This is a genomic window from Streptomyces sp. NPDC047315, assembly GCF_040643215.1.
Taxonomy (GTDB): domain Bacteria; phylum Actinomycetota; class Actinomycetes; order Streptomycetales; family Streptomycetaceae; genus Streptomyces.
Map to the genome: position 1 here is coordinate 133982 of NZ_JBEYTZ010000005.1, position 22950 is coordinate 156931.

The 22950-nt window shown below is 71.4% G+C and carries 17 protein-coding genes; 15 read left to right on the forward strand and 2 right to left on the reverse strand.

Annotated features, from left to right (window positions below):
- Positions 1–43: 43 nt before the first annotated feature.
- The gene (locus tag ABZ842_RS07130) at positions 44–679 is read right to left on the reverse strand and encodes a short chain dehydrogenase (protein WP_361533006.1); all 636 of its coding nucleotides are present in this window, start codon (positions 677–679) and stop codon (positions 44–46) included.
- 298 nt (positions 680–977) lie between these two features.
- Here ABZ842_RS07130 and ABZ842_RS07135 point away from each other — a divergent pair, with 298 nt between their 5' ends.
- The 15 genes from ABZ842_RS07135 to ABZ842_RS07205 all read left to right on the forward strand — a co-directional run bounded on the left by ABZ842_RS07135 (position 978) and on the right by ABZ842_RS07205 (position 22597).
- Entirely contained in the window at positions 978–1613 is a 636-nt protein-coding gene (locus ABZ842_RS07135; RefSeq protein ID WP_361533009.1) for an isochorismatase family protein, read from the forward strand.
- Positions 1614–1938: 325 nt separating this feature from the next.
- On the forward strand, positions 1939–3405 hold the full coding sequence (locus ABZ842_RS07140) for a PQQ-dependent sugar dehydrogenase (RefSeq protein WP_361533012.1): 1467 nt from the start codon (positions 1939–1941) through the stop codon (positions 3403–3405).
- Complete coding sequence (locus ABZ842_RS07145) at positions 3386–4366, forward strand: LamG-like jellyroll fold domain-containing protein (protein WP_361533015.1); 981 nt, start codon at positions 3386–3388, stop codon at positions 4364–4366. Before ABZ842_RS07140 ends, ABZ842_RS07145 begins: the two co-directional genes overlap by 20 nt.
- 10 nt (positions 4367–4376) lie before the next feature.
- Positions 4377–6437: an NPCBM/NEW2 domain-containing protein gene (locus ABZ842_RS07150; protein ID WP_361533018.1), complete on the forward strand. Its 2061-nt coding sequence runs from the start codon at positions 4377–4379 to the stop codon at positions 6435–6437.
- Positions 6438–6735: 298 nt separating this feature from the next.
- Entirely contained in the window at positions 6736–7737 is a 1002-nt protein-coding gene (locus ABZ842_RS07155; protein ID WP_361533021.1) for a LacI family DNA-binding transcriptional regulator, read from the forward strand.
- 78 nt (positions 7738–7815) lie between these two features.
- Complete coding sequence (locus ABZ842_RS07160) at positions 7816–9024, forward strand: extracellular solute-binding protein (protein WP_361533024.1); 1209 nt, start codon at positions 7816–7818, stop codon at positions 9022–9024.
- Between the two features lie 3 nt (positions 9025–9027).
- The gene (locus tag ABZ842_RS07165; RefSeq protein ID WP_361533027.1) at positions 9028–10149 is read left to right on the forward strand and encodes an ABC transporter ATP-binding protein; all 1122 of its coding nucleotides are present in this window, start codon (positions 9028–9030) and stop codon (positions 10147–10149) included.
- Entirely contained in the window at positions 10146–11045 is a 900-nt protein-coding gene (locus ABZ842_RS07170; RefSeq protein ID WP_361533030.1) for a sugar ABC transporter permease, read from the forward strand. The genes ABZ842_RS07165 and ABZ842_RS07170 overlap by 4 nt, the downstream gene beginning before the upstream one ends.
- A complete protein-coding gene (locus tag ABZ842_RS07175) occupies positions 11045–11986 on the forward strand; it encodes an ABC transporter permease subunit (RefSeq protein ID WP_361533033.1) in 942 nt (313 codons plus the stop codon). The genes ABZ842_RS07170 and ABZ842_RS07175 overlap by 1 nt, the downstream gene beginning before the upstream one ends.
- Positions 11987–12093: 107 nt before the next feature.
- Positions 12094–13536 carry a glycoside hydrolase family 28 protein gene (locus ABZ842_RS07180; protein WP_361533036.1) on the forward strand — a complete coding sequence of 481 codons (1443 nt, stop codon included), beginning with the start codon at positions 12094–12096 and terminating at the stop codon, positions 13534–13536.
- An 8-nt stretch (positions 13537–13544) separates the two neighbouring features.
- Positions 13545–15380 (forward strand): hypothetical protein, encoded by a 1836-nt coding sequence (locus ABZ842_RS07185; protein WP_361533038.1) that lies wholly within the window; start codon positions 13545–13547, stop codon positions 15378–15380.
- A gap of 14 nt (positions 15381–15394) precedes the next feature.
- On the forward strand, positions 15395–16891 hold the full coding sequence (locus ABZ842_RS07190; RefSeq protein WP_361533041.1) for a glycoside hydrolase family 28 protein: 1497 nt from the start codon (positions 15395–15397) through the stop codon (positions 16889–16891).
- Positions 16888–18729 (forward strand): alpha-L-fucosidase, encoded by a 1842-nt coding sequence (locus tag ABZ842_RS07195; RefSeq protein WP_361533044.1) that lies wholly within the window; start codon positions 16888–16890, stop codon positions 18727–18729. Before ABZ842_RS07190 ends, ABZ842_RS07195 begins: the two co-directional genes overlap by 4 nt.
- Before the next feature lie 88 nt (positions 18730–18817).
- Positions 18818–22138: a hypothetical protein gene (locus ABZ842_RS07200; RefSeq protein WP_361533047.1), complete on the forward strand. Its 3321-nt coding sequence runs from the start codon at positions 18818–18820 to the stop codon at positions 22136–22138.
- A 21-nt stretch (positions 22139–22159) separates the two neighbouring features.
- Positions 22160–22597 carry a YchJ family protein gene (locus ABZ842_RS07205; protein WP_361533050.1) on the forward strand — a complete coding sequence of 146 codons (438 nt, stop codon included), beginning with the start codon at positions 22160–22162 and terminating at the stop codon, positions 22595–22597.
- 31 nt (positions 22598–22628) lie between these two features.
- Here ABZ842_RS07205 and ABZ842_RS07210 read toward each other — a convergent pair whose 3' ends face one another.
- Complete coding sequence (locus ABZ842_RS07210; RefSeq protein ID WP_361533053.1) at positions 22629–22877, reverse strand: hypothetical protein; 249 nt, start codon at positions 22875–22877, stop codon at positions 22629–22631.
- Positions 22878–22950: the final 73 nt, after the last annotated feature.

The following is a 22950-nucleotide window of genomic DNA, read 5'->3' on the forward strand; positions in this document are numbered from 1 at the left end:
GTGGTGTGTCGGTGGCGGTCGGTTCGGGGATGGGGGCAGTGGTTCAGGTGAGCTGCCAGCCCGTGGGCGTCCAGGAGCCGCGGCGCCCGGTCTCGCGGCCCGTGGCCAGCCGGACGTAACCTTCGGCGACCTCGCGCGCGGGCGTGCCCTGGGCGACGTCCACCGCCAACTCCGCGCGCACTTCGGGGCCGAGCGCGACCAGCGTCTCGCGCACCCAGCCGGGGCTGACCGCGTTGAGCCGCACTCCGCGGGGCAGTTCCACTGCCGCGTGCCGTACGAAGGCGTCCAGTCCCGTGTTGGTGAGCGCGCCGAAGGCCGCGCCGGTCGTCGCGGCGGGGATGGCACCGGAGGTCAGGGTGATCGATCCGCCGTCGCGCACGGAGCCCACCGCCCGGCGCACGAGGCGCACTTGGCCCAGCAGTTTGCCGTGGAGGCCGGTGAAGAATTCGTCATCCGTCGAGCCCAGCAGCGGGACCAGCGCGCCGCTACCGGCGGTGACGAGCACGGCGTCCACCGGGCCGATCGCCGCGAACAGAGCGTCGACGGAGTCCGGTTGCTCCAGGTCGACCCGGAGTTCGCCGCGGCGCGAGGCACCCAGCACCTCGTGGCCGACGCCCTCCAGGGCGCTGACGACCGCGCCGCCGATGATCCCGGTCGAACCGATGACTACTGCCTTCATGACGACTCCCGACGGTGTGCGCTCCGCACCCAGCGCTGAGCTGGGGACTTGTTGTGGATCAGGCTGTCCCGGAAGCGGTCGGGGCGTCCAATATCCGTGTCCATAACCCGGGGACATGGACGGCGGTGCCCGCCGGCCGCGGTGCTGGTCGGTCGCGGTGCCCGCCGGCCGCGGTGCTGGTCGGAGAGGCGCGGCGGCCGGGGCGAGGAAAGTTATCCACAGGCTCGCGGGCGCCGTCGCGGGAGTGCGTACGGTGGTGATCAACGTCGTTGTCGATCGTTGAGGTGGGGCGGTACAGATGGTGGAGACCGAGGTGCACGAGGGCGGTTTCGTACGGGACGGGGTGTGGCACTCAGTTCCGCGTAAGGAGGCGCCGAGCGCCCCGGCGCAGGCGCTGATCGTGGTCGACGTGCAGACGGCGTTCCTGTCGGGCCCGGAGGCCGTTCCCGACGCCGAACGGGTCGTCGATCGGCTCGGCCTGCTCCTGGAACGGGCGCGGCAGGCGGGTGCGGTCGTCGTCCATCTGCGCAATGACGGCGAGGCGGGCGCGGTGGACGAGCGGGGGAAGCCCGGCTGGGAGCTGTATCTGCCGGTGCGGGAGTCGGAGCGGGAGGTCGTGGTCCGCAAGGAGAGCGACGACGGCTTCGAGGGCACCGAGTTGGGCGCGCTGCTGGACCGGCACGGGGTTCGTGCGGTGGTCATCGCGGGCGTGCTCTCCGAGATGTGCGTGAGCGCGACGGCGTTCGGAGCAATGGAGCACGGACTGCACGTCATAGTGCCGCACGACGCGCACGCGACGTACGGCCTGGACGACATCCCGCCGTCCGTCGTGTCGCGGGTCGCCGAGCACGCACTCGGTTCGGACCCGGAGTTCGTGGCGACGGCGGAGGCAGTGACGTTCGAAGCCGCCGTGCCGCCGGCGCCCGGCGCCTGAGCACACCGTCCGGCCGGCCGCTCCCCGGGATGCGGGATCCTGGGGTCTCGGGGTCTCGGGATCCCGCCGCGCCCTTCTGATCTCGGCGGCTGAGTACATGGTGCGGCGCGTGAGTAAGGGGCCGGAGCACGGGGGACAGGGATTCCCGCGCTCGGGGGAGCGGGCTCCGGGCGTGCCCTTCCGAGCCTGGCTCACGGCTCGGACCTCCCCGCCCCCTTGCCGAGCACTGCGGTGCTTTGTAACTTGAGCAAGCGCTTTCAGGAAGCGCTTTCTGCGCTGCGCCGCCACGCCCGTGCCCCACCCCCCAATCAACGAGGTGAACGGGATGCCCAGACCACGAAGGACCCGGCTCGCGTTATGCGTCGGGGCCCTGCTCGCGGCGCTGTTCGCGCCGCCCGCCTTCGCCCAGCAAGAAGAGACCCCCATCGCGGACCCGCTGCCCGATCCCACGCCGGCGCGGTACGGGCTGGTGCTCAAGGAGTTCGCGACGCTGCCGAAGTCCGAGTCGGTGCCGCCGCCGACGGACGCCCGGCTCAAGCGGTGGAACCGAATCAACTACCTCGGCGAAGTCCCGGACCGCTCCCGACGGTTGTACGTCCCCGACCTCAACGGAAAGCTGCTGATGGTGGACCGGGCGGGGGCCTCCAGCGAGTACCTGGACGTGGGGACCGCCGTCGGGCCCGACTTCTGGTCCCACCGGGGTCTCGGCAGCGGGCTGGGCTTCGTCACCTTCCATCCCGACTTCGCGCGCAACGGCGTCTTCTACACCGCCCACACCGAGGGGCGAGCCGCGCTCACCAGCAAGGTGCCCGACCTGCCGTACCCCGCAGGCGGCCAGCTCCACAGCGTGATCACCGAGTGGACCGCGAGCGACCCGTCCGCCGCGACCTTCAGCGGCACCCGGCGCGAGGTGCTGCGGCTCGGCTTCCACAACACGTACCACAACATCCAAGAGATCGCTTTCAACCCCAACGCCCGCGCCGGCGACCGGGAGTACGGACTGCTGTACGTCGCGGTCGGCGACGGCGCTGCCGGCGCCGGCGGCACGGTCCCGCAGGACCTCGCCGTGCCCCAGGGCAAGATCCTGCGGATCGACCCGAAGGGCAAGGACGGCCCCGGCGGCAAGTACGGCATCCCGCGCGGCAACCCGTACGTGGGGCAGCCGGGCAAGCTCGGCGAGATCTACGCGTCCGGGCTGCGCAATCCGCATCGCATCAGCTGGGACACCGGCGGCCGGCACCAGATGTTCGCCGGGAACATCGGCGAGCACCGGGTGGACTCGGTGTACGAGGTGCGCCCGGGCGACAACTTCGGCTGGAGCAACCGCGAGGGGCCGTTCGCGTACCGCAAGGCGGAGAACCCCACCTGCGGAGTCTTCCCGCTGCCCGCCGACGACGCGAAGAACGGCTACACCTACCCCGTCGCCGCCTTCGACCACACCCCGCGCCCCGACAGGCCCTGCGGCGACAGCGGAAACGCCCTGATCGGCGGGTTCGTCTACCGCGGCTGCCAGATACCGGGGTTGGAGGGCAAGTACGTCTACGCCGAGGGGGTCGGCGGCCGGATCTTCGCATCCGACGTGCGCGCCATGCGCCGCGGCGGCCCGCTGGCCACCACCTACCAACTGCCGCTGTTCGACGCCGCCACCGGGGCCGCGACCACGATGAAGCAACTCGCCGGGCACGACCGGGTGGATCTGCGCTTCGGCACCGACCGCGCCGGCGAGCTCTACGTCCTCGCCAAGGCCAACGGGAAGATGTGGAAGGTGGCCGGTGTCCGGGCCGTACGCTGAGCCGGCCCGCGGCGGGGCGGCCGGCGCGATCGTCACCGCCGTCGCACTCGCACTCGCCGCGGCCCTGCTGCCGGCCACGACCGCAGCCGCGGGCGGAGACCGGGGCGCCGGAGGTCCCGTCGCGCCCGGAGGGTACGGGGGTCGGCACGTGGTCGCCGCGTACGACTTCTCCCACCCGGTGCCGGGCGACGCGGGCCGCGAGCACGACCGGGGCCGCTCCGGCGTCGCGATCGACCTCGTCAACGGCGGTGCACGGATGCGGGTGTGGGACGCCGAGCGCGGCGCCGTGCTCCAGACCCGGCAGAACTCCCCGACGACCCAAGGCAACGACGACTGGAAGGCGGGTGCGTACGCGCCGGACGGCGTGCCGGGCCTGCGGGCCTTCAACGGCGCCCGAGAGGCCACCGTCATGGGCTGGTTCAAGACCACCGGTCAGGTCCCGAGTCCGAACTCCAACTCGGCGGATCCGAGCGACCGCTTCGGCGCCGTGGGGCTCGCCGGGATCCTCTCCGGCACCTCCCAGGGGCACGACGTGCGGGCCCTGCTGGAGCTGATCACGGTCGACGGAGTGCTGAAGGTCGTCGCCCTCGGCCGCCGCGTGGACGGCGCCCGCTCGCAGACCTTCGCCGCCGACGCCGACTGGCGCACCGTCCTGCCGCCCGGCCGCTGGGTGCACCTCGCCGCCACCTTCGACTACGACGACGGGACCATGGCCCTGTACCGCAACGGCCGGGCGCTGCCCGGCTCGTACGTGGTGGCCGGCGACCCGTGGGCGGTCGAGGGGCCGCCCGAGCCCGACGCGGCATCGCCCACGGACCCCCGCGGCATCAAGATCGGCGGCAGCTACCCGCAGAACACGCGGGAGGGCAACCCCTGCGACTGCCGCATGGACGACCTGACGTTCCTGGACCGCGCGCTCTCCGAGCGCGAGGTCAGGGCCCGATACCTGCTGACCCGCTGAAGGGGGTCCCATGCGCCCGCGGTTACGACCGCTGATCGCCCTGCTCGGCCTCGCCATGACCTGGACGCCGTTCCTCGCGCCCGCCGGCACCGCCACCGCGGCACCGGCGCCCGCGCCGCGCCCGGCGTCCGCACCGGCGGCGCTGCCCGACGGACTCGCGCTGACCCCTCCCATGGGGTTCAACAACTGGAACTCCACCGGCTGCGCCATCGACGAGAAGATGATCAGGGACATCGCCAACCTGTTCGTCTCCACCGGGCTCAAGGACGCCGGCTACGAGTACGTCAACGTCGACGACTGCTGGGCCGCCAAGGAGCGGGACCCGCTGACGGGCCGGCTCACCCACCACCCCACCCGCTTCCCGAGCGGCATCAAGGCCCTCGCCGACTACGTCCACTCCAAGGGGCTGAAGTTCGGCATCTACACCAGTGCCGGCACCGAGACCTGCGCACGCACCATGCCCGGCTCGCTCGACCACGAGGAGGTCGACGCCCGGACCTTCGCCGAGTGGGGCGTGGACTACCTGAAGTACGACAACTGCCACAACCAGGGCCGACCGGCCCTGGAGCGCTACACCAAGATGCGCGACGCACTGCGCGCCACCGGCCGCCCGATCGTCTACAGCATCTGCGAGTGGGGCCAGAACAAGCCCTGGGAGTGGGGCGCCGGCGTCGGCCACCTGTGGCGCACCACCGGTGACATCACCGACAGCTGGCAGTCGGTGGTCAACCTCTTCAAGCAGAACGCGCCGCTCGCCAAGCACGCCGGCCCGGGCCGCTGGAACGACCCCGACATGCTGGAGGTCGGCAACGGCGGCATGACGGACACCGAGTACCGCTCGCACTTCAGCCTCTGGTCCGTGATGGCCGCACCGCTCCTGATCGGCACCGACCTGCGCAAGGCCACCCCGCAGACGTTGGAGATCCTGTCCAACCGCGAGGTCATCGCCGTCGACCAGGACCGCCTCGGCGTCCAGGCGAAGGTGCTGCGCAGCGCCGACGGCCACTGGGTGCTCGCCAAACCGCTCGAAAACGGCGACGTTGCCGTGGCGCTGTTCAACGAGACCGAACAGACCGCCACCATCGCCACCAGCGCCGAGGAGCTCGGCCTGGAGCGCCGCAGCGGCTATCTCGTACGGGACCTGTGGAAGCACCGCAGCACCCACACCGCGGGCGTCGTCAGCGCCACCCTGCCGGCGCACGCCACCGCGCTGTTCCGCGTCTCAGCCGACGGGAAGTGGTGGCAGGCGCCGCCGGACGCGGCACTCGGGCTGCGGCTGCCGCCCGTCGCCGAAGGCATCCCCGGCAACATCACCCCCGCGGGCGAGGAGATCACGGCCACGGTCAGCGCCACCAACAACGGACGCACCCCGCTGATCACGCCCAAGCTCGGCCTGACCGCCCCCGACGGCTGGCGGGTGCGTCAGCTCGGCAGGCCCACCACCCCCGTGCTGCCCACCGGCCGTGCGCTGACGGTGAAGTGGCGCATCACCCCGCCGCCCGGCACCCCGCCGAGTTCGGCCCCGCTCTCCGCCCGGCTCGACTTCCGCGCGGTGGGCCACGGCCGGGTCACGGCGACCGCGAACGAGACGGTGAACGTGCCCGCCACCGTGCCGGCCGGGGTGACGGACCTGTCCCGGGCCGACTGGGCGTGGGCGAGCAACGGCTACGGCCCGGTCGAACGCGACTCCTCCAACGGCGGGGCGCGCGGCGGCGACGGCCGGAAGATCACCATCAACGGCGTCACCTACGACAAGGGCCTCGGCACCCACGCCCCGGTGCAACTCGTCTACTACCTCGCCGGGAAGTGCACCCAACTGGCCACGGACGTGGGCGTCGACGACGAACGCGACCCGCGCGAGCCGGAACAGGGCACCGTCACCGCGGAGATCTGGGCCGACGGCACCAAACGCGCCGACAGCGGCCTGCGCACCTGGCAGGACCCCGCGGTCTCCCTGAAGGCCGACCTCACGGGCGCGCGCTATCTCCGCCTCGTCGGCACCATAGGCCCCGACACCAACCGCTACGACCGCATCGACTGGGCCGCGCCCGTCCTCACCTGCCGGGGGTGACCCACGGGAGGGGGACCGCCTGACGCCGACCGGACCCGTTCGGGTGTCCGGGTCCGGTCGGTCCGGTGGTACGCGACCGAAGCGCTCGGCGCCGGTCGCGTACCACCCGTGCCTGTGCCTGTGCCTGTGGCCGTGCCCGGACGGTACGGGCGCCGATCGGTGGCGTGGACGCGCCTGCTCCCCTCCGCCCTGCCTTCTGCTACGTTCCTGGAGCGAGAAACCGGTTTCCCGTGGGCGGTGCACGGCGTGCGCCGGCTGGACTTCGGCGGGCCGTGAGCCAGTGGAGGAGAGCGTCCGGATGGTTGCCCCGAAGCGCCCCAAGAGGGTCACGATCGCCGACGTGGCGCGGCAGGCCGGGGCCTCCGTGGCGACGGTCTCCCGGGTGCTGAACGGTGTGGACACCGTGGCGCCCGCGCTCGCCGAGCGGGTGCGGGCCGCCATCGTCGAGTTGGGCTACCGCCCCAGCGCCGCGGCCCAGGGGCTCGCCCGGGGGCGCTCGGGCACCATCGGCGTGCTCGTGCCCGACCTGGCCAACCCGTACTTCCACGACATCATCAAGTCGGTCTCCGTGGTCGCCCGGGAGGCCGGCAGCCGGGTGCTGGTGATGGACTCCAACGAGGACCCGGCCGTGGAGCGGGAGTTGACCGAGGACCTGCTGCGGTACGCGGACGGGTTGCTGCTGTGCTCCCCCCGGATGCCCCGCGCGGACCTGGCGGCCATGGCCGGCCGCGGCACCCCGCTGCTGGTCACGAACCGTCAGGTGCCCGGCCTCGCCCTGCACTCCATTGCGGTCGACTTCTTCCGCGGGATCATGGCGCTCTGCGGTCACCTGGCGCGGCTCGGCCACCGCAAGGTGCTCTACCTGGAGGGCCCCGAGCACGCCTGGGCCAACGGCGAGCGGCTGCGCGCGCTCTCCGGCGCCGAGGCGTTCGGCCTGGAGGTGGTCACCGCCCCCTGCGGCTCCACGACGGACGAGGGGTACGCGGTCGCCCCCGCCGCCCTCGACAGCGGCGCGAGCGCCGTGATCGCGTACAACGACTTCGTCGCCCTCGGCGTCCTCGCCCGCTTCTCCGAGCTGGGCGTCAAGGTCCCCGACGACATCTCGCTCACCGGTTTCGACGAAATCGACATGGCCCGGTTCTCCTCGCCGCCCCTGACGACGGTAGCGGTTCCGCGCGATCGACTGGGGCAGATCGCCGGCGAGGCGCTGGGCCGGATCATGGCCGGGGACGAGGACATCGAGCCCGAAACCGTCCCCGTTGAGCTGCGAGTACGCGGTTCCACCGGCGCACTCTCTTGACACGGCCCCGGCCGGGGTGGACTTTGTTCGGGCACAAGGCCGAGTAAGCGCTATCTCAGTAGAGGAGTGCCAGTCGCCATGGCCCGATTACTGTACCGCCGTTCAGCGGCCCGGGTGTGTGCGGGCCTGCTGCTCGTCGTGGCAGCCGCAGGGTGCGGTGCTCCCGAGTCCGACGACTCCGACTCGGGCGACGAGCACCGGAAGATCCCGGCGAAGCCGGCGAAGCCCGTGACGCTCGACATCCTGGACGTCGCCGGAAACCTCCAGCTCACCCAGGGCATGATCGACGCGTTCGTCAAGGAGCACCCCGACGTCATCGGCAAGGTCACCTACTCCAAGGCGCCCGCCCCCGACCTCGCCGGGAAGATCAAGGCACAACAGCAGGCCGGTCGCGTCCAGATCGACCTGGTGCTCACCGGCACGGACGGGCTCGCCGCCGGCCTCTCCCAGGACCTGTGGTCCTCGATGACGGAGCACCAGGACGCCATCGGCACCCCGGACTACCAGGAGCCCGCGGCCGAGATGCATAAGCTCGCCCAGGGCAAGGGCACCGCGGTCGTCTACTACCCCTCGGGCCCGCTGTACGAGTACGACCCGGACAAGGTCGAGAACCCCCCGAAGACCCCGCAGGAACTGCTCGCCTGGGCGAGGGCCAACCCCAAGCGGTTCCAGTACGCCGACCCTGCCAACTCCGGCCCCGGGCGCACCTTCCTGATGGGCCTGCCCTACCTCCTCGGCGACGCGGACCCCACCGACCCCGTCAAGGGCTGGGACAAGACCTGGGCGTACCTCAAGGAGCTGGACAAGTACGTGGGCACGTACGGCTCGGGCACCACCGAGACCATGAAGAACCTGGCATCCGGCTCCCACGACATGGTCATGTCCACCACCGGCTGGTACATCAACCCGCGGGCCCTCGGCACCGTGCCCCAAAAGATGAAGGCCGGCCGCTTCGACGGCATGACCTGGGTCACCGACGCGCAGTACGCGGTGGTGCCCAAGGGCGTGGACGCCGACACGATGTCGGCGGCGCTCCAGCTCATCAAGTGGATGCTCACCCCGGAGCAACAGGCCAAGGCGTATGACGACGGCTACTTCTACCCCGGCCCCGCGATCAAGAACGTGCCGCTGAGCATGGCGCCGAAGAAGTCGCAGGAGACCATCGCGAAGTTCGGCGTCCCCGAGTTCGACCGGTGGATCGACGAGTTCTCCAAGAAGCCGTCCCTGCCCGCGCAGGCCCAGGTCAAGGCGTTCGACCTGTGGAACCGCCAGGTCGCGGGTCGCTGAGCCATGGCCCGGTTCGACACCCTCGGACTCGACGGGGTCTCCCGCAGCTTCGGCCGCCACGCCGCCCTCAAGGACCTCCACCTCGACATCCGCGGCGGCGAGTTCATCGCCCTCCTCGGCCCCTCGGGCTGCGGCAAGTCCACCGCCCTGAACTGTCTGGCGGGCCTGCTGCCGCTGACCGCGGGCGCGATCCGGCTGGACGGCGAACGCATCGACCACGTCGCTCCCGAACGCCGCGGCTTCGGCATGGTCTTCCAGAACTACGCGCTCTTCCCGCACCTCACGGTCGCCGGCAACGTCGCCTTCGGCCTGAAGATGGCCAGGACCCCCAAGGCCGAGATCGCCCGCCGCACCGCCGAGGCGCTGGAGTTGGTCCAGCTCACCGCCCACGCCCGCAAACGGCCCGGACAGCTCTCCGGCGGCCAGCAGCAGCGGGTCGCCATCGCCCGGGCGATCGTCCTGGAGCCCCGTCTCGTCCTCATGGACGAACCCCTGTCCAACCTCGACGCCGCCCTGCGGCTGGAGATGCGCACCGAGATCCGCCGGCTGCACCAGAGCCTCGGCCTGACGACCGTGTACGTCACCCACGACCAGGAGGAGGCGCTCTCGCTCGCCGACCGGCTCGTGGTGCTGCGCGACGGGCTGGTGCAGCAGACCGGCCCGCCCGAGGAGGTGTACGGGCGCCCCGCCAACCGCTACGTCGCCTCCTTCATGGGCTACCGCACCATGCTCGACGTCACCGTGACCGCCGTCGACGGCGACCGGGTCGCCCTGCGCGTCGCCGGCGCCGACTTGACCGGCGTCAACCGCGGTGACCTCGCGACCGGCGCCCCCGGCATCGCAGCCCTGCGCCCGGAGGACCTCGGCGTGGCCGCGGACACCGTGCCCGGCCGGTTCGACGCGGACATCGAGGTGGTCGAGTACCACGGTCGGGAACACGCGGTGCAGGCTCGGCTCTGTGACGGCCAGCGGGTCCACTTCCGCACCGGCCACCGCCTCGCCGCCGGTGAGCGGGTGGAGTTGGCCGCGCCCCCCGACCGGCTGCTGGTCTTCGCCCCGGACGGAGCGGCCGGCACCGCCGCGCCACCGGTCGACCCCCGACTGCGCGAGGCGGCCACCCCATGACCCGACCCGCGCCGACCGCCCGTCCCGCGCTGCTTCACCGGCTCGCCGAACGCGGGGTCGACCGCACCCTCCTGCTGCTGGTGCCCGGCGCGGTCTTCCTGGTGCTGCTGTTCTGCTACCCCTTCCTGTACGGCCTCCAGCTCTCCTTCCAGCCCCAGGGCGGCGGCGGGGCGCTGGCGAACTACCGGGAGTTCTTCTCCGACCCGTACCTCAGGGAGACGATCTGGCTCACCCTGAAGCTGGCCGTGCCGGTCGCCCTGGTGAACTGCCTGGCCGCGGTCCCCGTCGCGTTCCGCACCCGCGGCACCTTCCGCGGGCGGCGGCTGATCACCACCCTGCTCGTCATGCCGATCACCCTGGGCACGGTCCTCACCGCCCAGGGCCTCCTCGGCTACCTGGGGCCCAACGGCTGGCTGAACAAGACGCTCACCGGGATCGGGCTCATCGACCAGCCGCTGGAGCTGGTGCACAATTACTGGGGCGTGTTCGCCTCCCTGGTGATCACCGGCTTCCCCTTCTCGTACCTGCTGACGCTCTCGTACCTGACGGGCATCGACCCCAGCCTGGAGCAGGCGGCGGCCACGCTGGGGGCGAACGTGCGCCAGCGCTTTCGGCACGTGCTGCTGCCGCTGCTGGCTCCCGGGCTCGCGATCACCTTCTGCCTGTCGTTCGTGCTGGCCTTCGCGGTCTTCCCGTCCGCGCAACTCGTCGGTGACCCGCGGGGGGAGACCCATGTGATCTCGATCGAGGCGTACCAGGCGGCCTTCCAGAAGTTCGACTACTCCCTCGGCTCGGCCATCGCGATGGTGATGGCGGCCGTGATGACGGCGGTGGTGATCGTGGTGCTGGCGTGGCGTTCGCTGCTGTACCGGGGCGCGACGGGGGGCAAGGGCTGATGGCCACCGTGCGCACCCGCCGCCTGCGGGGGCGGAGAGACCAGCGGGCGCCAAAGGACCGGCGGGGGCGGGACGAACAGCGGGGGTCGGGCGACCGGCGCGGACGGCGCCCGCGCCGGTTCGGCCGCCCCGCCACCTGGGTGACCGCGCTCGTCTTCGGCTTCTTCTTCGTCAACCTCGCAGGCGTCGTCGGCGTACCGCTCGTGGACTCCTTCGGCACCCGCTGGTTCACCAGCTGGCTGCCGGACGGCTGGACCACCAAGTGGTACGGCTCGGCGTGGCGGGAGTTCTCGCTGGGGCAGGTCTTCTGGACCACGGCGCTGGTCTCCGTACTCGTCGTCGCGATCTCCGTACTGGTCGGGGTGCCGGCGGCGTACGCACTGGCCCGGCGCGACTTCCCCGGCAAGCGGCTGGTGCTGCTGCTGTTCCTGCTGCCGATCCTCGTGCCGCCGATCACCTACGGCATCCCGCTGGCGACCGTGCTGTACAAGTTCCACCTCGCGGGCACCCTCAGCGGCGTCGTGCTGGCGAACCTGGTGCCGTCGGTGCCGTTCGTGGTGCTGACGATGACGCCGTTCATCGAACAGATAGACCCCAGGATCGAGGCCGCCGCCCGGATGTGCGGCGCGCGCACCGCCTCCGTGCTGCTGCGGGTGCTCGCCCCGCTGCTGGTGCCGGGGATCCTGGCCGCGTCCGTACTGGTCCTGGTCCGCACCGTCGGGATGTTCGAACTGACCTTCCTGACCGCGGGTCCGGACAGCCAGACCCTGATCGTGGCGCTCTACTACGCGGTGTTCTCCGCCGGGATCCGCACCCAGCAGTCCATCGACGCCATGGCCGTGATGTACACCCTGTCGATGCTGGTGCTGCTGGTGATCGCGCTGCGCTTCGTCAATCCCACCCAGTTGGTGACCCGAGTGAAGGAGGAGCGCACCCCCTGACACGCGGGGTCCGTACGGCCGCCTCGAACGGGGCGGCGCACGGCAGCCGGCCATCCGCCCCCGCCCGTACGCAGTCCTTCGTGAGCACCCTCGTGAGAGGTGACGCCATGCAACCGCACCCGTCGCGCCGTACGGCCCTGTGGGCCTCCGGCGCGCTGGCGGCGGGGTCCTTGCTGCCCGCCGCCCCCACCGCCGCCGCGCTGCCCGCGGACGGCCCCGCCGCCCCGTCCGCAGCCGGGGAGGGCTCCGGCTGGGGCCAGTTGCCCCGCATCCTGGCCCGGATCAGACCCCCCGCCTTCCGTCGCCGCACCTTCGACATCACCCGCTACGGCGCGGTCGGCGACGGCACCACCAAGAACACCGCCGCCATCCGGGCCGCGGTCGACGCCTGCCACCGCTCCGGCGGCGGCCACGTCGTCGTGCCCGCCGGCAGGTTCGTCACCGGCGCGATCCATCTGCGCAGCGGGGTGGACCTGCACGTGAGCGAGGGCGGCATCCTCGCCTTCAGCCCCGACCCGGCCGACTACCTGCCGGTGGTGTCCACCCGCTGGGAGGGCACCGAGTGCTTCAACTACTCGCCCTTCGTCTACGCCCACGGACAGCGCGGCGTCGGCGTCACCGGGCGGGGCATCCTGGACGGACAGGCGCGCCTCGGCCCGTGGGAGAGCTGGTACCGCACGAGCGGGCTCCAGGGCCCCGACCAGCGGCTGCTGCGCTCCATGGGGTCGCAGGGCGTCCCGGTGGCCGAGCGGGTCTTCGGCGCCGGCCACCACCTGCGCCCGGCCATGGTCCAGTTCAACCGCTGCCGCGACGTGGTCGTCAGCGGACTGACCGTGGTGGACCCGCCGATGTGGACCATCCACCCCGTGCTGTCGTCGAACGTGACGATCCGCGACGTGACGGTGGAGAGCATCCTCTACAACACCGACGGCTGCGACCCCGAGGCGTGCCGTGACGTCCTGGTCAAGGACTGCCGCTTCAACACCAACGACGACTGCGTGGCGGTCAAGTCCGGCCGCGACGAGGACGGCCACCGGGTCGGCGTGCCCAGCGAGAACGTCGTCGTCCAGGACTGCGACTTCTCCGGGCGCTGGGGCGGGATCACGGTCGGCAGCGAGATGTCCGGCGGCGTGCGGAACGTCTTCGCCGAGCGCTGTCGGATCAACCCGCTGGACTTCCCCGGCCACTACCCCGTGAAGTACCCGGTGTACGTCAAGGCGAGCAAGAAGCGCGGGAGCTCCATCGACGGGGTGTACGTACGGGAGTTCACCGGGCGCGCCGTGGAGCGCGACGTGGTGTTCGTGAACATGAACTACAACGGCGGCGAGGGCGGTGCGCACCCCGTCTCGGTGCGCAACGTGCACCTGTCGCGGACCCGGATCGACGGGGCGCGCGCGGTGCTGAACCTGGTGGGCCTGGAGGGCGACCGGCTGCGCGGGGTGCACCTGTCGCACTGCGACTTCACCGGCGTGCGCGGGCCGGACTCCATCGCCTTCACCGACGACCTGACCTTCCACCGGGTGACCGTGAACGGGGTTGAGGTGGCGTGAGGATTGGCATGATCATGCAAAGTGACGCGGCTCGGCTGGCGCGCCGGTGGCTCACCGTGCTCGTGGTCGTCGCGCTCGCCTTCGCCGGAGCGCTCCAGCCGGGCCCCGCCGAGGCGCGGACCGCGCCCGAGCGCGCACGCGCAGGCGCGGACGGCGGCGCCGGCTCGCCCGTGCGCGGCTGGACGATCCTGTCCGACAGCGACAAGGGCGCCGACGAGGTGCTGGCCGCCGCCCCCTCGTACGACGTCAACCACCTCCAGATCAGCCACCACATCGTGCACGACCTGCGCGAGGTGCGCGAGGAGAAGAAGCGCATCCAGGCCAACCGGATCACCGCAGCCGCCCACCGCGCCGGCATCGACGAGGTCGCGATCTGGGACCACGCGCTGTACCGACTGGACTACTACCCCGCCGAGTTCCGCACCGGCCCCGGCGGCACGATCGACCTCGACAACCCCGCCTTCTGGGAGTGGTTCAAGAACGACTACCGACAGATGCTCGACCTCGTCCCCGACGTGGACTCCGTCGTCCTCACCTTCATCGAGACCGGTGCCCGGGTGGAGCGCCAGCACTCCACCCGGCTGCTGACCGAGGAGGCCAAACTCGCCTACCTCGTCGACCAGGTCGCCGACGTCGTCAACGAGGAGCGCGGCCTCGGCCTCTACCTGCGCACCTTCGGCTACTTCCCGCAGGAGATGGAGCGCACCATCAAGGCCATCGACCTGGTCACCAACCCGGCCGCCCGGGTCATGATCAAGGCGCAGCCGCACGACTTCTTCCTCACCCACCCCGTCGACACCACCGTCACCCGCATCAAGCGGCCCGTGCTCGTCGAGTACGACGCCACCGGCGAGTACCACGGCCAGGGGAAGATCGCGAACGCCTTCGCCGAGGACCACGTCAACCGGATGCGGTACTACCAGAAGCAGCCGAACGTCATCGGCTACGTCGCCCGCACCGACCGCTACAAGGAGTCCCGGATCGTCGGCACCCCCACCGAGGTCAACCTGTACGCCCTCGCCCGCGCCGACCGCGACCGCCGGGCCCGGCCCGAGCGCATGTACCGGGAGTTCGCGGAGCTGACGTACGGAAGGAAGTCCGCCCGCCACGTGGCCGCGGCCCTCGCCAAGTCGTACGACATCACCACCTCGGTCATGTACACCCTGGGCACCAACAACGCCAACCACTCGCGCCTGGACTACGACCCGTACTGCTCCAGTTGGGACCGCAGCGTGTCCGGGAAGTGGGTCGACCCGCCGACCGTGCGCGTGGGCCACGGGGTCAACAAGCGCTACCACTACTGGACCGGCGTGATCGAACACCTGGCGCCTTCCTACTGCAAGTACTCCGCCACGATGAAGCGGGAGAACCCGCACGTCATCGCGAACGGCTGGCTCACCGATACCAACGCCATGGACGGCACGTACCTCAAGGACGTGCTCACCGAGAAGCGGTACGGGGCCGAGCTCGCCGCCTCCGCGCTGCGCGACGTCCAGCGCGCCAAGGACACCCTCGCCCCGGACCACTACCGCCAGCTCAACGCCTACTTCGAGCGCACCCTGCTCACCGCCCGGCTCCACCTGGCGATCAGCACCGCCTACTTCGGCTACCGGATCTACGTGCAGGGCCCCGAACACCGCGCCGAGGGCATGAAGCGGCTGATCTGGCACGGCCTGGACGAGTCCCGGAAGGTCGCCGCCGCCATGCGCGCCCACCCCGACCAGGCGACCACCGGCGAGTGGGACTGGATCCGGGACGCCACCCAGGCCGACACCTACTTCACCCGCATCTCCCAGGGCTGGGACCGCTACGACAACATCGCCGTCCCCCGCCCCACGACATGAGAGGTGACCACCCCGTGAACCCCACCGACCCCCCGACGGGCCCGCCGCCCGACACCGACCCCCCGACGGGCCCGCCTCCGGGAACCGGCCGCCGCTCCTTCCTCGCCTACGCGGGCACGGCCGCCGCCGCGGCCCTGCTGCCGCCCGCCATCGGCGCCGCCACCGTGGCCGCCGCCGAACGCACCGTCGCCCGGCTCGCCCGCGACCCCTGGGAACAGGTCCCCGAGATCCTCTCCCGCATCCGCCCGCCCACCTTCCCCGAACGGCAGTTCACCATCACCGCGTACGGCGCCGTCGGCAACGGCACCACGAAGAACACCCGCGCCTTCCGAGCCGCCATCGACGCCTGCCACCGGGCCGGCGGCGGCCGGGTCGTCGTCCCCCGCGGTCGCTTCCTCACCGGCGCGATCCGGCTGCGCAGCAAGGTCGAACTGCACGTGGTGGAGGGCGGCACCGTCCTCTTCTCGACCGACCCGAAGGACTACCTCCCCGTGGTGCTCACCCGCTGGGAGGGCACCGAGTGCTACAACTACTCGTCCTTCGTCTACGCCCACGGCGAGTGCGACCTCGCCATCACCGGCAAGGGCACCCTCGACGGACAGGGCATGAAGGGCCCCTGGAAGAGCTGGCGCGACCCCGGCGGGAACGCCCTGATAGACCAGGCCGAGCTGCGCCGCATGGGCACCGAAGGCGTGCCCGTCGCCGAACGGGTCTTCGGCGCCGGCCACCACCTGCGGCCCAACATGATCCAGTTCTACGACTGCCGCAACATCCTGATGCAGGACGTGACGATCCTCGAACCGCCGATGTGGACCATCCACCCGGTGCTCTGCCGCAACGTCACCCTCAAGGACGTGGACGTCATCGGGCGCATCAACAACAGCGACGGCGTCGACCCCGAGTGCACGTCGGACATGCTGATCACCGGGTGCCGCTTCCACACCGAGGACGACTCGATCGCGGTGAAGTCCGGCCGGGACGAGGACGGCCACCGGGTCGGCGTGCCCAGCGAGAACATCGTCGTCCGCGACTGCGTCTTCTCCGGCCGCTGGGGCGGCGTCGCGGTGGGCAGCGAGATGTCCGGCGGCGTGCGGAACGTCTTCGCCGAGGACTGCTCGATCAACCCCACCGACTTCCCCGGCCGCTACAACCCGCGCCACCCCGTCTTCATCAAGACCAACAAGAAGCGCGGCGGCTTCATCGACGGGGTGTACGTGCGCCGCTTCACCGGGCGCGCCATCGACCGCGACTGCATCTACCTGACCACCCGCTACGCGGGCCAGCAGGGCGAGCGGCCCGCCGTCATCCGCAACGTCACCGTGCAGGACATGGTCCACGACGGCGCCCGCCGGGCGATCAACCTGGAGGGCCTGGACTCCGACCCGTTCGTCGGCGTGCACATCGAGAACTGCCGGTTCACCAACATGGCGAACCCCAACGTCATCGGCTTCTCCCGGGACCTGACCATCCGCAAGGTGTTCGTGAACGGTTCGGAGGTGGTGTACCCGTGAGGCGCCGCACGATCGGCGTGGTGTGGGCTTCAGTGCTCGCGCTGCTGGGCGGGCTGCTGCTGGCGGCGCCGTCGACCGCCCGCCCGGCCGGCGAGCCGGGCACCGCGGCCACTGCGCCCGCCGCCGCCCCCGCGTACCCCGCCCGCCAGACCATGCTCCGCAACTCCACCGCCGGACTGTTCCTGCACTGGGGCATGTTCACCCGCCCCATGCACACCGACTGCCGGGCCTGGGAGGACGCCGTCACCGGCGGCGGCTGGAGCGCGGACTACTGGGTCGAGGAGGCGCGGAAGATCCGGGCGAGCTACATCGTCCTCGCCACCTTCCACTCCCGACTGGGCTACGCCCGCCCCTGGCCCTCCAAGATCCCCGGCACCTGCGCCACCGAGCGCGACTTCCTCGGCGAGTTGACCGAGGCCGCCAACGCCAAGGGCCTCGAAGTCATCCTCTACATGACCGACGACCCCAAGTGGCACAGCGAACAGGGCTTCAACACCCTCGACTCCGCCGCCTACTCCGCCCACAAGGGACGCCCGGTCGACCTCACCACCCGGGCCGGCTTCGGCGAGTACTCCTACGACCTCTTCTTCGAGGTGATGGACGGCTATCCGGACCTCGCCGGCTTCTGGATCGACAACGACAACGAGTACTGGGAGCAGAACCGGCTCTACGAGCAGATCCGCGAGAAGCGCCCGGACATGACGCTCAGCAACAACAACGAGGACACCCCGATCATGGACATGGTGTCCCACGAGCAGAAGACCGGGATGACCCCGCCCTACGACCAGCCGTCGGCGATCTGGACGCCGATGCCCCGGCTCACCGAGTCCTGCTTCAAGGTCCCCGACACCGGCGCCTGGTGGTACGACGGCCAGGACCGGCCCGTGTCCACCGGGCTGAACGTGGGCCGCTACGTGGCCAACGCCGGCACGTCGGTGAAGTCCCTGATGAACCTCACCGCCATGGTCAACGGGAGGTTCCCGCCCCAGCAGCAGCGGTTCACCGACTTCATGAAGGACTACCTCCCGCCGATCTGGAAGTCCCTCTCCGGCGTGGAGGGCGGCGGGTACGCGTACGGCGGACTCCAGCCCGGGGCCTGGAACGACGGCGCTTACGGATACGTCACCGTCGGCAAGAAGGACCGCAGCCGCCAGTACGTCCACGTCACCACCCGCCCCACCACCGGCGACCGGGTGCGGATCCGGGACAACGGCCACCGGGTGGAGCGCGTCACCGACCTGCGGACGGGGCGGCGGATGGCGTTCGACCAGCGCGACGGCAGCCTCACCATCAAGGGCGTCACCGCCTGGGACCCGTACGACACCGTCTTCACCGTCGAAACCGACGAGGAACGCGAGGGGCTGTACCCGGCGCGGTCCGTACGGGCCACCGCCACGTCAGCGAAGGACGGCTTCCCCGCCGGCCACCTCACCGACGGCGACTTCGACACCTACTGGGACTCGGCCGTCCAGGTCCCGGTCTCCGTCACGCTCGACCTCGGCCGCGTCAAGCCGACCCGGTTCCTCGCCGTCAACCAGCGCGAGTGGTCGCCGACGTACAACCGCGAGACCTTCGGCCGGGTCGAGGACTCGGCGCGCATCAAGGACTACGAGGTCCGGTTGAGCCGGGACGGGAAGACGTGGGGCGAGCCGGTGAAGTCGGCCGTGCTGGAGAGCGCCCGCGGCACCCGCTTCATCGACCTCGGGAACCGCTCCGCCCGCTTCGTGCGGCTGGAGGTCGCCAGTACCTGGGCGAAGGAGACCGTGCCCCGCTTCCACCGACAGCTCCAGATCGACGAGATCAGGGTGGGTTACGGGCATCCCCGCAGCCGTTCCTGACCTGTGAGTCGACGGCCGGCCCGCGTCCGGCGGCCCTGTGGTACACCGGACGCGGGCAGCCAAGTCAGTTGGATTTCACGGGGGTTCGGTGCGCGGGCGACGACAGATCAGCTACCGGGACGCGGTCGCGATCCTGACGGGGGACAGCGCGGCGCTCGCCGCGGCGGACCGGGCGCTCGGCGGCGTCCTGTCCGTGGCGACGGGCGGCGTCAGCGACGCCGTGCTGAACATGCTCGACGCCCAGGGGCGGGTCCTGAGACTGGGCCGCGACCTGACCGCGAACCTGCGCGGGTCCCTCAGCGACGTCGACCGCGGCACCCGCACGGACCGGATCCACGCGGCCCACTCCGTCCTGGTGATCACGGCCTGGTTCGAGGCGCTGGGGGAAACGGAGCTGCCGTTCCGACTGGAGGAGATGGAGCTGACGGGGCGCGACCAGGTGGCGATCGCGAGCGGGGCGGTGCCGGGCGCCGACCTGTTCGAAGCACTGGTCGACCTTCGGGTGGACCCGCCCGCGCCGCACCGGTCGTTCGAGGACCACGTGGGCACCGTCCGCGTCACCTACCGAAGCTTCCAGGAGCACTTCATCCGCTTCGTCAGCGGACTCGCCGTCTTCGACCGGCTCGATGCGAGCAACCGCATGAACGAACTGACCCGCGTCGGCCGTCAGGTCACCCACCGCGCCTGCGACCGCTACCAGCAGCTGTACGGCGAACTCGCCGTCGAAGTAGCCGAATTCGGCTTCTGGTCCGGGCAGGTCGACCACCAGGCCACCCGCACCCTCGTCCGCCGCTCGCTCACCGGCGTCGAATCCGCCCTCGCCGGGCTCAGCGCCGTCCAGCCGCACCGGAACGCCGCCGCGGCGCTCACCACCGGCTACCGCGCCGCGCTCGCCAAGCCGATCCTCTCCGAGGGACACGCCCCGGCCGGGGCGTGCCTGCCCACGCTGGAGGAGGGGTACGTCGATCCCGACTTCCGGCTGCGGGCCGTGGGCGGCACGTCGCGCGGACCCGCCGACGAGGAGTTCTGGTCCGAGGCCGAGCCGCGGTCCGACCTCATCGAGTGCCTGTCCGGCCTGCTCACCGCGCCCGCCACCACCCGCGCCCCGCTGATGGTCCTGGGCCAGCCCGGAGCCGGCAAGTCGGTCCTGACCAGGATCCTCGCGGCCCGGCTGCCGTCCGCCGGCTATCTGCCGGTGCGCATCCTGCTCCGCGAGGTCCCCTCCGACCTCGACGTACAGGACCAGATCGAATGGGCCGTGCGCGCCGCGACCGGCGAACGCGTCTCCTGGCCCGAACTGGTGCGCGCGGCCGGAGACTCCGTGCCCGTCCTCCTCTTCGACGGCTACGACGAACTCCTCCAGGCCACCGGCATCAGCCAGTCCGACTTCCTCCTGCGGGTCGCCCGCTTCCAGGAGCGCGAGGCCGACCAGGGCCGCCCGGTGTACGCGATCGTCACCAGCCGCACCGCCGTCGCCGACCGCCCGCGCTACCCGGAGGGGGCCGTCGCGCTGCGCCTGGACCCCTTCAGCGCCGAGCAGGTCACCCGCTGGCTGGAGCTGTGGAACCGGCTGAACAGCGCGTACCTCGCCGGCCGTGGACTGGTCCCGCTACCGGCCGCCATCGCCCTGCGCCACGGGGAACTCGCCTCCCAGCCCCTGCTGCTGCTGATGCTCGCGCTCTACGACGGCACCGCCAACGCCCTCCAGCAGGAGACGGTCGGCGAAACCCCCTTCGACGCGTCGCACCTCTACGAGGAGCTGTTGACCTCCTTCGCGTCCAGGGAAGTCGCCAAGTCGGGCGACGAGCTGACCGGCCACCGGCTCGCCGAGTGCGCCGAACAGGAGCTCCAGCGGCTGTCCCTGATCTCCTTCGGCATGCTCAACCGCCGCCGCCAGTGGATCACCTCACAGGAGGCGGAGGACGACCTCACCGCACTGCTCGGCCGCGCGGAGCCGGTCGGCGACGGCCGCCGGGCGCCGCTGGGCCAAGGGGACATCGCGCTGGGCCGGTTCTTCTTCGTCCAGCGCTCCCAGGCGCTGCGGGACGCCCAGCGGCTCGCGACGTACGAGTTCCTGCACGCCACCTTCGGCGAATATCTGATCGCCCGGCTGTCCGTACAGCTGTTGGAAGGGCTGCTCGCCCAGCGTCCGGCGCTCGCGGTGGGCCGTGCGCGGATCAACGACGACCTGCCGTACGTCCTGCTCTCGTACGCCACGCTCGCCTCCCGGCAGATACTCCGCTTCGCGACCGCCCGCATCGAACTCCTGCCCGGGCAGGAGCGGGAACGCCTCGTCGAGCTGCTCCTGACCGTGCTGACCGACCATCGCAACCGCACCGAACACGCCTACGCCGACTACCGGCCCGAGGTCCGCGCCACCTCCTCCCGCCACGGCCTGTACTCGGCGAACGTCGTCCTGCTCGCCGTCCTCGTCTCCCCGGAGCCGCTGCGGGCCAGCCGGCTCTTCCCCGGCGCCGACAAGCCCGCCGCGCTCTGGCACCGGCGCGCGATGCTGTGGCGCTCGGCGTTCCGCGAGTCGGAGTGGACGGAGTTCGCGATGGCGGTGGACCTGCGGCAGTGCTGGACGGGCGATCAGCAGGACCTGAGCGTCACGGCGGCGGCGCGGACGAGAGGCGAGCCGGAGCCGGTGGACGCCCACTGGCTGTACGGGCGACGGCTCAGCGACGAGGACGGGGTGGTGAGCTGGACGCGCTCGCGGCCGGAAGAGGTCCACCACAAGATGTTGGTGTCGGGCGGCACCAGCGATCTCCTCGCACTGCACGCGCTGGACCCCTTCTTCGCCGTGCTGCCGGGCGCCGTCACGGCCGTGACGAGTTCGTCCGCGGGCCCGTCCACCTCCGCGGCCCGCGTGCTGACGGCCCTCTGGCTGACGAGCGGCCTGGGCGCGGCACCCGACGAACTCGCCGGCAGGTACTACGACTGCGCTGCGGTCATGACGTGGGGCGCCGGCATCGACGAGGACACCAGGTACGAGATGCGCCGGTTGGTGCTGCGGCAACTCGTCCTCGACGCCCGTCGGTTGCCGATGGACGTGGTCCTGTACGTCATCTCGGCCGGCTCGGACGTTCAGGACGGCGAAGAACACCTGGACCACATCGCCACCGTGCTGCTCGGCTTGCTAGGCGAGTCCCCGCAGGAAGATCTGGTGGACGAGGCCCTGATGTACCTACAGATGCTGGGGCACGCATCCCCCCAACGCCTCCTTGCGCTGTGCGCCCTGCCCCACAGCCCCGCCGTTCGCCGACTCCTGCACGATGTGGTCGCAGACATGCTCGACGGCGGCATCGACGACGGGCTCCCCGGCGTCTCGCCGGAGGCCCTGGCCCGGGCCCGCGCCTTCGTCGCCGACCACCGCTCCGGACGGCCGCCCCGGGGCGCCGCTTCCTGACCCCTGCGGGAGAATGGACCCATGTCCCCACGCCCCACCCGCCCCCGCCGCTCCCTCGATCCCGGCGCACTCACCGCCGCCACGCCCTGCCCCTGCGGGCTGCCTGCGGCGTACGGCGAGTGCTGCGGGCGGTTCCACTCGGGGGAGGCCGCGGCGCCCACCGCGGAGCTGCTGATGCGCTCCCGCTACAGCGCGTTCGTCGCCCTTGACGCGGCGTACCTGCTGCGCACCTGGCACCCCGACACCCGACCGGCGCAGCTCGACCTGGACCCCGGCATGGCGTGGGAGGGGCTTGAGGTCACCGAGGTGACGAACGGCGGGCCGTTCCACTCCGCCGGCACGGTCACCTTCCGGGCCCGCTACCGCCACCGCGGCAAGCGCGGCGAACTGCGCGAGCGCAGCACCTTCGAGCGGTTCGCCGGCGCCTGGGTCTACGTGGACGGGACGTTCATCGAGTAGTCGACGTTCATCGAGTAACCCACCGCAAAAGTCACTCCGGAAGGACCATCAGCCGGGGGTTGTGCGCTGCCAGCACCTTGTTCGCCCGGGCGAGTACGGACAACGTCCGCTCCCGCTCCGCGCGGTCCGCCGCATCGAGCGGGCCGCGCAGGCAGTGCAGCAGCCGGGCCGCCCGGTCCGCCTCGATCTCGGCGCACAGGACGTGCTCCGGCATGCAGGAACCGATCAGCACGGCGACACGGTCGGGGATGGGTACGGGAACGAGCGGTGACGCGGTCACGGTGTCCGTCCTTCTCTGTGCGGTGGCCCTTCCCGGCCGCCCCATTGCTTTCTTCTTACGCGCGAGTAAGTTG

Excerpts from the sequence above, each read along its gene's own strand:
- ABZ842_RS07130 (WP_361533006.1), bottom strand. The coding sequence starts at position 679 with ATGAAGGCAGTAGTCATCGGTTCGACCGGGATCATCGGCGGCGCGGTC.
- ABZ842_RS07135 (WP_361533009.1), top strand. The coding sequence starts at position 978 with ATGGTGGAGACCGAGGTGCACGAGGGCGGTTTCGTACGGGACGGGGTG.
- ABZ842_RS07140 (WP_361533012.1), top strand. The coding sequence starts at position 1,939 with ATGCCCAGACCACGAAGGACCCGGCTCGCGTTATGCGTCGGGGCCCTG.
- ABZ842_RS07150 (WP_361533018.1), top strand. The coding sequence starts at position 4,377 with ATGCGCCCGCGGTTACGACCGCTGATCGCCCTGCTCGGCCTCGCCATG.
- ABZ842_RS07155 (WP_361533021.1), top strand. The coding sequence starts at position 6,736 with ATGGTTGCCCCGAAGCGCCCCAAGAGGGTCACGATCGCCGACGTGGCG.
- ABZ842_RS07160 (WP_361533024.1), top strand. The coding sequence starts at position 7,816 with ATGGCCCGATTACTGTACCGCCGTTCAGCGGCCCGGGTGTGTGCGGGC.
- ABZ842_RS07165 (WP_361533027.1), top strand. The coding sequence starts at position 9,028 with ATGGCCCGGTTCGACACCCTCGGACTCGACGGGGTCTCCCGCAGCTTC.
- ABZ842_RS07170 (WP_361533030.1), top strand. The coding sequence starts at position 10,146 with ATGACCCGACCCGCGCCGACCGCCCGTCCCGCGCTGCTTCACCGGCTC.
- ABZ842_RS07175 (WP_361533033.1), top strand. The coding sequence starts at position 11,045 with ATGGCCACCGTGCGCACCCGCCGCCTGCGGGGGCGGAGAGACCAGCGG.
- ABZ842_RS07180 (WP_361533036.1), top strand. The coding sequence starts at position 12,094 with ATGCAACCGCACCCGTCGCGCCGTACGGCCCTGTGGGCCTCCGGCGCG.
- ABZ842_RS07185 (WP_361533038.1), top strand. The coding sequence starts at position 13,545 with ATGATCATGCAAAGTGACGCGGCTCGGCTGGCGCGCCGGTGGCTCACC.
- ABZ842_RS07205 (WP_361533050.1), top strand. The coding sequence starts at position 22,160 with ATGTCCCCACGCCCCACCCGCCCCCGCCGCTCCCTCGATCCCGGCGCA.